Here is a 13,020-nt window from a genome sequence, read left to right as displayed (position 1 = left end):
CAATAAAGAGATTAGAATGTGGAAAACCAATGCTACATTGTTAAGACCTAAATGGGGTATTTACCGTAGTTTAAAGGATAAAGAAAATCTAAAAGATGAAACACTGTTGTTTAATGACTTTTATATTAAAAAACTTTGATTTGATATAGCACATCATTTAACCCAAGTAATGAGATGTATGTTTCTCCTCAAACTTGGTTACCTACACCTGTACACATAACTTCCGCAAGTCTATTTTAGTTGTGTACAGGTTACGGTGACTTTTTAAATATATTAATGCTACACTTTATTTTTATAGCGTATCATCGCTTCTACCAAATAATAATCTCCATAAGTTAAAGGTGTATTTATCTCTGTATGATTAGGCATATTTCCAACACCATGCTTTAATAAAAAACCACCATTCTCACCTACCTTTGCAAGGTACTTAGGGCTTAGCAAATTCGTTAAAATAGTAGTTGCATTAGCCATATATTCCTTAGACTTTTCTTCATTAGAATAGCTACTTAACTCTATTAGAGCAGATGCTATTAACGAAGCTGCCGAAGAATCTCTCAATGCATTTGGTATATTAGGTGCATTAAAATCCCAATATGGAATTTTATCTTTCGGTAAATTAGGATGATGTAAAATATAGTCCGCAATGTGCTGTGCTTGCGCTAAGTACTTAGGGTTTTTAGTTGCTCTATACATTACAGTATAACCATACAATCCCCAACCTTGACCACGCGCCCACGAAGAGTCATCTGCAGCGCCTTGATTGGTAATTTGTGCTTTAACATCACCGGTATGTTCATCATAAATCACTTCATGATATGAACTATAATCAGGTCTAAAATGATGAGCCATTGTTATATTCCCATGATTTACAGCAATATCATAGTACTTCTGATCTCCACTATGTTCAGAAGCCCAAAATAGTAACTCTAAATTCATCATATTATCTATAATTACCACTAAATCATCATCACTAGCCTTATTCCATGGGGCACTATCCCAGGAACGAATGGCTTTTACAGTATCGTTATAACGTGTAGCTAACGATTTTGCACTATTCATTAAAATAGTCTCATAAGAAGCTTCTTTTTCAAATTGCTGTGCATTTCCAAAACTACAATACATCATAAATCCAAGATCATGTGTAGACGTATTAAACTCTTCTTTTTTAAGATCATTCAACGAACTTTTAATAGCCTCTTTTAGTATACTTGAAGGATATTCCTCGTTGATGTATAACATGGTTCCTGGATAAAATCCACTACACCACCAACCAGAATTACTTGTCTCAAAGGTATCTGAATCTTCATGATATGTTTTTGGAAATCTGCCAGATGTTACTTCTGTAGACATATACTCATATTGTGCTTTGGCCAATTGTAAGGTAGTGTCTATTGTTGTTTGTAACCCTGTCACATCATTTACTTCTTTTTTTTCCTGTTTATTATTACAAGAAATTATTGAAATTAATGCTACGCATAGGAATAGTTTTTTCATTCTATATTCTTTAGTTTGTTAAGTTTATTAATGACTTGGTGAATATGCATGATCTATAGTTGCCTTCCCTCCTGTCCATATCTTTTTTTGCGTCCAATCTTCAGCCTTTTCCTTCCAGAAAGGGGCATTTTCAGGTAACCCTAATACCAAAAAAGCAGTAGTGCATAAATACAAACTTCCTGTAGTAATATAAGGTTCAGCAATAGACCTTTGATGACCATAAAAACCAATGGTTAACCATCCATCATTGTCAAAAGTATCAGCTGGTTTTAATTGATTTGTAATAACTGTGTAAAGCGCCTCTCTAACTTGAGCAGGTTTTATAGTTTCAGGAAGTTTCTCTAATAACGCTATTTGAGATAACGATTGAAAAACCCCAAAACGATAAGCAAGTGATCTACCTATTGGAGGGTACGTACCGTCAGGAGCAATCAAACGTTCCTGAACCTCTGCATAACGTTGTGCTCGTTCTAAGAACACATAACTGTTGGTTATAAATTTGTCTTTATATCTATAATTTTGTAAAGCTAATTCCTCTTGCTTTAATACAGAGAGAATATCCAAGATCATAGGTTGTATCACATAGCTATTATAATAGTCCCAATGAAAATTTGGTCCGTCACCATACACTCCATCACCTAAGTACCATTCATCGTGCTTCATTAAAGCATATTCTATACGTACCAAATCTGCTTCTCCTCCAAACTTAAAAATAGCCGCTTCAATCATGGCACTAAAAAGCAACCAGTTCATATAAGGTGGTGACGTTTTTCTGGTTTTCTTTAATTCGGTTAAAACTCTCGCTTGGGTTATCTCATCCAAATTATCCCACAAACTATGTGGAGCCCTAATCAATGCTTCCGCAAAAAAAGCAGCATCCACTAGAGGCTGACCCTCTCCTGAAAAATTTAAATAATCATTAGCCTCAGGGTTTACCGCATTCGTTATTCCTTTCACCGCAAGAGTACTATATTTTTTTCTCAATTTTCCTTCTGATGTATTATCAGGTCCCAGTTCTAACCAAGGAGCTATTCCCGCTAAAGTTCTTCCAACCGCTTCTAAATGTATCACCTCTTCTCTACCTCCATAAGGATGATCTGCCTTTTCTACAGGCATATTTTTCCTTAAATTATCTTCAGCTAAATTATTAAGTACCGGAGCGCAGATTTTAAGTAAATCCTGTAAAAGCTCATTTCTTTTATTAGACGAGGTGATTTCTTGAGCATACATTGAAAACGTTATAGTTAATAAGAGAAAGGTTAGTCTGAATTTCATTGATACATCGATTACATTAGATTTATAACAAATTTAAAATTATACTGCTATAATAACTATTAATAACTAAGAAAAACTACTTAAAAAGTATCATCTATTCAGATAATTAATAGTACAAAAAATTCCAAGATATAAGGCATTTATATCTTGGAATTTCATTTTAATAATACACCTATATATCATTTCAGATAAATAGAATTATTAATAAATATGTTTCCCTTAATTTTTAACTAAAGTTTCTGGCTTATTTCTATATTCTTCTTTTTTAAATTCTTTATATTCTCCAAGTTCTCAATTAAACTATCCTCTACATTAATTTTCATATTGATAAAAGAAAAATCTTTAAGTTCAAACTGATCAGAGGCTTTAATATTAAAATCTATCTTACATTTAATATCAATATCTTTAAATGTAATATTATTAGCGTAAGACATTTTTATACCTTTCTCCCCTTTTAGGTTAAAAAACTGAGTCCATGGTTTTACTTCAATAATTTTCACTACCTCCCCGGTAATATCTTCTATCAAAATGTACTCATAGTGTTGCGGAGTATCAGGTCTCATTTTTAAGTTAAGTATGCGTGTTGCCGTATTAATATTACCTCTTCTAAAAATAATATTATAATTATGTATAGACTCACTACCACAGGTTAAGGCACTATGACAAAAACCATATGTATTATCTTCTATAATAATGTTTCTATTTTCTCCATTGTTCTCATCGGTATCCGCAAAGGGCCCTTTGCCTCCTTTTAGAGCAATGGCATCATCATTTACAGCCATATAACAATTCTTAACCAATACATTGGTGCATACATCAATATCTATGGCATCTGTACTAGGAGCTTTTACTGGTTTGTCCGGAGAAGTTATATGAAGATTTAATAATTTTACCCTATTACATTTATAATAATGAGTTGTCCAAAAAGGCGAGTTTTTCAATTTTACATTGCTTATTTGTACATCATTTGAATTTGAAATATAGACCAATCTAGGACGCATTTCATCTTTGTTAGTACATTTAGGGTTGAATTCTCTTCTTAACCAAAAAGCTTTCCAATAGCGTAACCCATTACCATCTATGGTACCTTCCCCTGTTAACGTAAAACCATTTACATGATCTGCATTTACTAAGGCTGGGAAATACTTTACACTCTCACCTTCTATTCGGGTCATTATTACAGGAAAATCACTGATATCATCCGAACCTTTTAGCACGGCTCCTTTCTCTAAATATAAATGAGTCTTAGCCTTAAAAAATAAAGCTCCGCTTAAAAATATTCCTTCCGGAACCACAATAACTCCACCTCCATTTTTGGCTGCCTCATCTATAACAGCCTGTATTTTATTGGTTTGTACTATAGTGCTATCATTTAAAACACCATAATCAGTTAGTTTATATTTTTCACCTAAAGTGTTTACATTAACTATTTTAAAGTCTCTAAACCAATCTGGAATTTTAGTTCCATCTGGAAACAAATCCTGAGCAGATGCACATAGAGAAATCAATAAAAAATATAATAGAGAAATCTTAAAAATTCTATTTTTCATAATTTATGTTGGTAATTTTAATAATACCCTATGAAATTAGTTATTACGAAGATAAGCGTTATCCTGTCCTATCCTGATATAAAAATAATAATCTTTTAGTTTAAGTCTACTACCTATCCAATTCATAATAACCTTCTGGTATCTTCAGAAACCCAATACTCATTTATGAGCGTTCCTAAACTTTCTTTTTTTGATGTAATGGTATAATAAACAGCATAACTAGTGGTTGTCCACCTATTGATATATGATGCGAAGTAACCACTTCGGTAGCTCCTGTTTGTTTAATTTCTTCTAAACTAATAGGATCACTCTGTCTAAACCAGCGTCAATTTTGACTAAACATCATAGCTATTTATTAAAAAAATTTGTTTCCTCTAATAAAGAATAAGGAGTGTCTGTATTTGACGTTTTTAAATAGATAAAATCTAGTGCTACCCCTTCATCAATCATATATATGTTTAATTGGTGTTTCCCTTTTGCTTTAATAGCCACCGGAACTTCTCGTATAGCAAGATTTCTTAGTACATTCTCTTTCCATTCATTACTACGACCATATGTTTCAAAATTCACAATTTGTACAGGCGTGTTATCCCATTGTACCCCTATTCTAACTTTATGGTGTTTTGTTAACGGATGAGTAGGTAATGCCGCAATAATAATTTTTGATGTATCTATTGTTTCCGTATAAAAGGTATACGATAATTTAGGATGATTTTGTTCTATGGAAATGCTATCTAAAGGAGACTTATTAAATGAACCGGCCTGAACAACCTTACCGCTATATCCCAATCCATCTAAAACATTCCAAGCTAATCCATTAGCAATAGTTGCATCTTTAAAGGATGAAGCATAAGCAACTGCGAATCCATTTTTCTCAAAAAAACATTCTTTACAATCTACATCTGAATATTCAGATTTTTTAATAGAAATAGGTATTTTCCTATCACCTAATCTTAGAATGAAACTATCCTTTTTTAAGATTGATTTATTAGTGATAGACCAATCTATTTCAAGCCAAATTCTCTCAGAATAATCTTTACGATTACTGTTGAGTACGCCACTTTTTTTAGATACTTTCAAATATCGAGGTACGTGTTTCAAACTCCAAGTAAGCTGTCCTTCGTTTTTGAGAAATACATCTATATAATAGGAGTCATTAAAACCTTTATAAAAAGTTGGCATTATCGTTCCTTCATTATGGTTTCCTTCTATTTGATATCCTCCAATATCGAAATCGCTGGCTTCTATTAAATCAATTGTTGGTTTTTGAAATACTGGTAGATTTCTAGGAGACATAGACATTATACCATTCCATTTACCATTAGAAATTTCAGTATTAAATTGGTTAGTTAAAGCTACTATACTGTCATAAGAGGCAATAGATTTATTTTTATAATGATACGCTTCTAACCTCCCAGCTTTATTGTATTTTTCTGCTAAATCACGATACAACTGTTTTTGATTCATAAACATAGCCCCTTTCACAGAATAGTGAACCATTTGAAAATATGCATCTTTTAAGTTATTGGGTATAATCTTAAAAAGGTTATCTGACCTACTAGCTAGCTGGTTATAGGCAGCCAATCTGTGTTGTACTTCATCTCCAAAATTATATGGATTATAAGCAGTCGCATTTACCTGAGTTGTTGGTTCTGTTTGGCTCCAACCCATATACTCTGGTTTTCTTTCATAGGCTAAATGATAATAGGTATCCTTTATTTTCGTAATCTCATCTCCTATTTTTTCTCCAAAAATCTTTTTGAAAAAATTACTTTGATGCTCTTTAGTATATCCATCTTCAAAAAATGACTTGGGATTATAAGCCATATCCATAAACAATTGAATATCATAGGCTGCTGGTTTTATATCTCCTACATTCAATATCCACATTTTTCGAGCGTTCATTTGATAAGCTTTTAGCATTTCTTCTGCTATCAAATAAGGAGGAGTTGTAGATAACCATAAATAATCATGTGGTCTGCCCCAATAAGAGATATGATAATATACACCAGCACCTCCAGCACGTTGTTGTTCTTCAAGGTCGCTTAGCCTTCTTATATACCCATAATTATCATCTGTCCAAACTATGGTTATATCCTCAGGAAGCTCAATTCCGTAATCATATAATTTTAATACTTCTTTATATACAGTAAAAGCCTGGGGTATATTAGCAATGGTATCGGTATGATATTTAGATAATAACATTCGCTGATCGCTAATAACACTATTTAAAACCTCTGCTCCTTCTTTTATGGTTTTAACTCCTTCCATCCCACTATCATGTATACCACGCATTCCCATGGTATATATCCCTTCTATATTTTGAGCTTGCTTTACACGCTGCTCCCAATAATTAAAAACGGTTTCTTTATTTGTCTTATAATCAAACCTCCCTAAAGAGCTATCCCATTCATCTACATTATTACGTAACATGGGCTCTGCATGAGAGCTTCCTATAAGAATATGGTATTGTTCTGCCATTTTAGGATTATCAGAATAATGAAAAAAAGCTTTTGTAGAAGGATGCATGGCAGGCCATATGGTATTAGCTTTTAAGCGTAATAAAAGTTCAAATATTTTTGCATACGTTTTAGGCCCAATATCTCCAGTTTCTTTTTCAAAAGTTTTGGCGGCCCATGGCTGCAAACCCCAATCTTCATCATTCAGAAATATGCCTCTATAAGTTATAGATGGTTCCTTAGAATAATAATCGGGTTGAATAATTGTGATAGAATCTTGTTTCTGAACAAGTACATCTGTCCACCAACACCATGGATTAATTCCTATTTCCTCCGATAATGAAAACACACCATAAGCAGTACCCCGAGTATCTGTACCAGCTATAATATAATTAGAAGCTCTTACACCCTTAAAATAGCTTTCCCGCTGTCTTATAAAATCGTTCTCTAATGTATCATTTAGAAAAAATTGAATAAATTCAGAATTTAAATTACCAATTAAAATACAGGTATCTAATGCTTTCTCCCCATTATATATACGTACATTAGGTTGAACACCTGTTGTTAAATTTATATCATCGGCTAACAAATAGGCCACAATAGAATCTAAAGAACTACCCTTATCATCATAAACGATGTTACAAACTGTCTTTCTTTTATAAAGTGAAAAGGTGGAATCATGGTTTTGAGCTTCTAAATAAAGGCTCACTCCAAATAAGAAAATTGAGAAAATACATTTTAGAGGAATGAAAGTCCTACTTCGAATAGTAATTGTTTTTGGATAAAAAAACATAGGTTAAACTGAATCAAAATTAATTTTTACACATAGGAAGTTGTATACGGTATAATAGCTATTACACCATCCTATTTTTTACTCTAACTTTTAAACTCTTTTTGTGATTCTATTACAAAGGTATTTCAAATCGTATAATAAGCATCCTGTGCTTTCATGTTAGTATAGATTCTTCAAAAAACGTATGGTAATCAATACTTTATTTTCAATCTATTTTTAAATGGAACTTACATGACAGGATGGAGCAGGATAGCGATATGTGAATGAAAAGTTAATTTCACTGCCGATTATTCATTTAATGCAACAATAAATTATAAACTTATGAAAAACGTAAACACCCATCCTATTTTGAGGGTACTTATACTGTTTCTTCTTTTAGTTCCTGTAGTCTCTTTTGCTCAGAGTAAAACAGTAACAGGAACAGTAGTAGACACAGATGACATTCCTGTACTTGGAGCCACTATTATGGTCAAAGGAGGCAACACTGGTACACAAACGGATTTTGATGGTAATTTCTCAATTGAAGTTGAGAGCGGTCAAACACTTGTAATATCATTTATTGGTATGGAAACACAAGAAATTTTAATCACTAACCAAACTACACTGTCTGTTACACTAGGTGTTAATAGTACAGAACTTGAAGAAGTAGTGGTAGTTGGTTATGGACAAACAAAAAGGTCTGATGTAACCGGTTCTATTGTTAGTTTGGGAGCCGATGAAATTGCCTCACGACCAGTAAATAACGCTATTCAAGCTATTCAAGGTAAAGCTGCGGGAGTTGACATTACAAGTCCTGAACGCCCTGGTACTGTAGGAAGTATTACCATTCGTGGTGTTCGTTCCTTAACAGCTTCAAATAGTCCTCTTTATGTTTTAGACGGAATTCCGTTAATCACTGGAGGTATCGACAACTTAAACCCTACAGATATTGAGTCTATCGATATCTTAAAGGATGCTTCTGCTACCGCTATTTATGGGTCTAGAGGTGCAAATGGTGTTGTTATTATTACCACTAAAAAGGGTAAAACGGGTAGATTCACTATTAATTTAAATTATTCTACAACGATTGAGGAAATTGTTAACAGAGCCGACATGATGAACGCTTCTGAATATATTACCTTCAGAAGATGGGCAAAACATTATGCAGATCCTGATACATACCCACGTGGAGATAACCCTAACGAAGATAACGACTACGACATTTTTCTAGGTTCCTCTGATCCGTACGCTTGGGCTAACATCTTAAAAGGATGGGAAGGCGGAACTTGGGATGGTTCTAAAGTAAAATCAACAGATTGGACAGACTATGTAACTCAAACGGGAATTACTAATCAATATACTGTTAATGTTAGTGGTGGTTCTGAAAAATTAAAAGCATTTGGTTCTATTGGTTATTTAGATAACAAAGGAACTATTGTTGGTCAACGATTTAAGCGCTATACCGGTAAAGTTAGTGTAGATGTTAAGCCTAAAGATTGGTTTTCTTTTGGAGGTACTATTAATGCGAGTTATGGTGTAATCGATTACGGTCAATCTACTTCTGGTAGAAACAGTTTAGTGAACACCACAGGATTGTATAATTCTGCAAGAGCAATTTTTGCTTATGCTGTGCCATACGATGATGACGGTAACAGAATTGAATTACCTGGTGGAGATGTTGCTGTGAAAACAGTTATAGATGAAGTAAAATATTCAACAGATGAACGAATTAATTTAAGAACCTTTGGTAGTTTCTATTCTCAAATAGATTTTGGAAAAATATTTCCAGTACTTAAAGGTTTAAAATACCGTATTAATTTTGGTCCGGATATCTCTGTAGCAAGAAATGGTTTATTTTTGGATGAAAATTCTGTAGTAAGATCAGGGTCTAATTATGCGTCGTTGTATAAAGGACAAACACTTTCTTATACGCTCGATAACCTGATTTTCTATAACAAAGTAGTTGGAAAACATGCTATAGATGTTACTTTACTACAAAGCCAAACAGAATACAGATCTGAAAACAGTAGCATGGCAGCAAGTAATATTCCTTATTCCGATCAGTTATGGAATGCTTTAACTAATAGTAATGTTACACTATCATCATGGGGTTCAGGATTAACTGAAAAGCAATTATTATCTTATATGGCTCGTATAAATTATACCTTTGATGACAAATATATTTTAACTACATCGGGCAGATATGATGGTGCCTCACAGCTAGCTGAAGGCAATAAATGGGCATTCTTCCCTAGTATGGCAGCCAGTTGGATTATCACTAAGGAAGATTTCTTTAAAAGTACAGAGTGGTTAAATCAATTAAAATTACGTGTTGGTGTAGGTGCAACTGGTAACTCTGCTATTGATCCTTATTCCACTAAAGGAGGATTAAATTCTTTATTTTATCCTAATGGATCTAACTTAATTGCTGGTACTACTACAGATACCAACTTGGCTAATCAGGATTTAACTTGGGAAAAAACAACACAGTTTAACTTTGGTATTGATTATTCCTTATTCAATTATAGAGTTACAGGGGGTATTGACTTGTATACCTCTACAACAAAAGATTTACTTCTTTTAAAAACAATCCCAACTGTTACTGGTTATGCAAATACATACGCAAACGTTGGAGAAACAAAAAGTAGTGGTATCGATCTAACCTTAAATACCACCAACATCTTAACCGATGATATTCAATGGGATACCACCATTAGTGCTTCGGTTCAGTCAAATGAAATTGTAGAGCTTTCTAATGGTACTCAAGACGATATCAACAATAATTGGTTTATTGGAGAACAATTAGGTGTTATTTATGGCTATCAAAATGATGGTTTATGGCAAGAATCTGATGCCGATGAAATGGCCTTATATAATGCCAACGGACATACATTCTCTGCCGGTATGACGAAACCTGTTGATCAGAATGGTGATAACCAAATTGATCCAAATAATGACCGTGTAATTATTGGTAATACCCTACCAAAATACATTTTGGGTGTCACAAATACCTTCAACTATAAGAACTTCGAATTATCTGTATTTCTGTATGGTCGATTTGATTACATTTATAATACGCGTGGAGAATCGCAAACCGGTAGATTTAATCAACGTAAAATTGATTATTATACAGAGAACAATACCAATGCAGAATATCAGAAACCAATATATACAGCTGGAACCGGAGACCCGTACGCAGTTGCATTGGGTTATAAAAGTGGTTCTTTCTTAAAAGTAAGAAACATTTCATTAGGGTATAATTTCCCTAAAACAATTACAGACAATCTTAATATTCAAAGTTTAAGATTATATGTTCAGGCTCAAAACCCTGGAATGATCTTTTCTAAAATCGACTGGATTGATTTAGATGTACGTAGCAGTACTTTTAACAGAGGTATTACTGCAGGTTTAAATATGGAATTTTAAAGAAATTAAATGCATATAAAATGATGAAATTTAATACACTATCAAAAAAATATATAAAGACATCGCTAGTGATTATGGCATTGTTCTTTATACAATCGTGCAACAAAGACTTTTTGGATGAGGAACTAACCACTTCCAGAAATACTGACTACTACCAAACAGAAGAGGGTATTTTATCTCTGTCAATTGCCGGATATTACAGAATACTTGCCTACCCTTTTAGGGGGGAAATGCAATTTGCTACAACAAATTATGGCACCGATGAATTTGTAATTGGCGGTGATGATTCCAATCGTCCTTGGAATGATTACTCTAATAGTTTGGCTTCTATTGTACCTTCTGTAAACTCTAATACAGTAAGTGCAGCAAGACAATGGGACTATTTTTATCTAGGCATTCATATCGCCAACCAAGTGATTCAATATGCCACGGCTATAGAATCTGACAATACAGAAGTAAAAGAAACGGCTCTTGGTGAAGGGTATTTCTTTAGAGGATTTAGCTATCTAAGATTGGTTAGACAATTTGGTGGTGTTCCACTAAAACTAAATGTAACTACTACAGTAGAAACTGAATTTAGCAGAGCTTCTGCGGAAGAAGTATATGCACAAGTAATTGCCGATTTAACAGAAGCATACAATTTGCTACCAAATTCAGGTAACCCAGCAAAAGTATCAAAAGATGCAGCGGCTCACTACTTAGCTAAAGCATATCTTTCAAGAGCTAGTGAAATTAACGATTCATGGAACGGTAGTACCAAACAAGACGACCTTAACATGGTAAAAACATTATGTGATGAAGTTATTGCAAATCACCCTTTAGCTACTAATTTTGGTGAACTATGGGATTATACAGAACCTGATGGCGCCAATGAATTTTTAGATGAAATTATATTATCTGCTCAATTTACCGGTGATCTTTCTGCATCGGGAAAAAACTTTAGTCATGTGATTTTTACAGCTAGGTACGATGACATGCCATATATGAAAAGAGATTTAACTGGTATGAGACCCTATAGTAGATTAGCGCCTTCTTATTTTACTTATGAAGCCTATGATGTAGTGAATGACTCAAGAATTTGGAAAACCTTCAGAACTAAGCATAGAGTTAACAATGGTTCGGGTATCTATGAGAATGGGGATTTAGGAATTATGTATGTAGTTAATGATAAAAACGACACCTACTACAGCGATACCAAAACTAATGATCAAATAGTTTATAGTGAAACTGGAAAAACCATACCTACTGTATATGTAGCTCATGCAACAGATGGGAACTCTTTATTAGATGAACCTCGTTTTCCTTCATTAACGAAACATTTTGATGGAGCAAGAATTTCGGTTAATGATACGCGTGGATTCCGCGATGAGATTTTAGCACGTTCTGGAGAAACTTATTTAATGGCTGCAGAAGCCGAAATTCGTCTTGCTAATCTAGGATCTGGTTCTTATTCAAATGCGTTAACGTACATAAATACTGTTAGAGAAAGAGCCGCTTTTAAAACTGGTGAAGTACGTAATGCCTATACTGATGGCGCTGCTGCATATGTGGTATCTGATTTAAATCAGGATCCTGATTTAAATTCATTTATGACAGAAAATGCATACTATGAGTCAACTCATATTGCCGAAACTACTGATGCTACAAGTTTAACGGTAACAGATATTAGCAACCTTCCAACAGAAGATGAAGATATCATTGCTACATTAGGATATGGTGGAGACTATGAAAGAATGTTATGTTTTGTGCTCAACGAACGTACTAGAGAACTTTGTGGCGAATTCCATAGATGGGAAGATTTAGCCAGAACCAAAACACTTGTAGAGCGCGTTCAGGCATATAATCCTTCTGCCGCTTCAAACATTCAAGAATATCATTTATTAAGACCAATACCTCAGTCTTTCTTAGATGCTATTACCGCTAACGGAACTGCATTAACGGCAGCTGAAAAAGAGGCTATCCAAAATCCTGGATATTAAAAAATAATAATTAAATTGATTAACTTAAGTAACGACACTTTACAACTGAGTAAGGTGTCGTTCTT

6 protein-coding genes are annotated in these 13,020 nt (G+C 33.7%); 2 read left to right on the top strand and 4 right to left on the bottom strand.

The window, feature by feature from the left end; genetic code table 11:
* Positions 1 to 279 precede the first annotated feature (279 nt).
* The 4 genes from NBRC110019_RS01555 to NBRC110019_RS01540 all read right to left on the bottom strand — a co-directional run bounded on the left by NBRC110019_RS01555 (position 280) and on the right by NBRC110019_RS01540 (position 7,487).
* Positions 280 to 1,494: an AGE family epimerase/isomerase gene (locus NBRC110019_RS01555; RefSeq protein ID WP_281751635.1), complete on the bottom strand. Its 1,215-nt coding sequence runs from the start codon at positions 1,492 to 1,494 to the stop codon at positions 280 to 282.
* 27 nt (positions 1,495 to 1,521) lie between these two features.
* A complete protein-coding gene (locus tag NBRC110019_RS01550) occupies positions 1,522 to 2,769 on the bottom strand; it encodes a DUF2264 domain-containing protein (protein WP_281751633.1) in 1,248 nt (415 codons plus the stop codon).
* Between the two features lie 230 nt (positions 2,770 to 2,999).
* Positions 3,000 to 4,319, bottom strand: a complete 1,320-nt coding sequence (locus NBRC110019_RS01545; protein ID WP_281751630.1) for a rhamnogalacturonidase — start codon at positions 4,317 to 4,319, stop codon at positions 3,000 to 3,002.
* Between the two features lie 348 nt (positions 4,320 to 4,667).
* The gene (locus NBRC110019_RS01540; protein ID WP_281751628.1) at positions 4,668 to 7,487 is read right to left on the bottom strand and encodes a glycosyl hydrolase 115 family protein; all 2,820 of its coding nucleotides are present in this window, start codon (positions 7,485 to 7,487) and stop codon (positions 4,668 to 4,670) included.
* A gap of 405 nt (positions 7,488 to 7,892) precedes the next feature.
* On the opposite strand from NBRC110019_RS01540, the gene NBRC110019_RS01535 reads away from it, so the two are divergent.
* Together NBRC110019_RS01535 and NBRC110019_RS01530 are read left to right on the top strand one after the other, a co-directional pair.
* A complete protein-coding gene (locus NBRC110019_RS01535) occupies positions 7,893 to 10,976 on the top strand; it encodes a SusC/RagA family TonB-linked outer membrane protein (RefSeq protein ID WP_281751626.1) in 3,084 nt (1,027 codons plus the stop codon).
* A gap of 20 nt (positions 10,977 to 10,996) precedes the next feature.
* Entirely contained in the window at positions 10,997 to 12,955 is a 1,959-nt protein-coding gene (locus NBRC110019_RS01530) for a RagB/SusD family nutrient uptake outer membrane protein (protein WP_281751624.1), read from the top strand.
* Positions 12,956 to 13,020: the final 65 nt, after the last annotated feature.

It is taken from the genome of Neptunitalea chrysea (assembly GCF_027924145.1).
In the GTDB taxonomy this organism is placed as follows: domain Bacteria; phylum Bacteroidota; class Bacteroidia; order Flavobacteriales; family Flavobacteriaceae; genus Neptunitalea; species Neptunitalea chrysea.
Note: the sequence above shows the minus strand (reverse complement) of the source record. Positions and strands in the feature narration are given on the sequence as shown.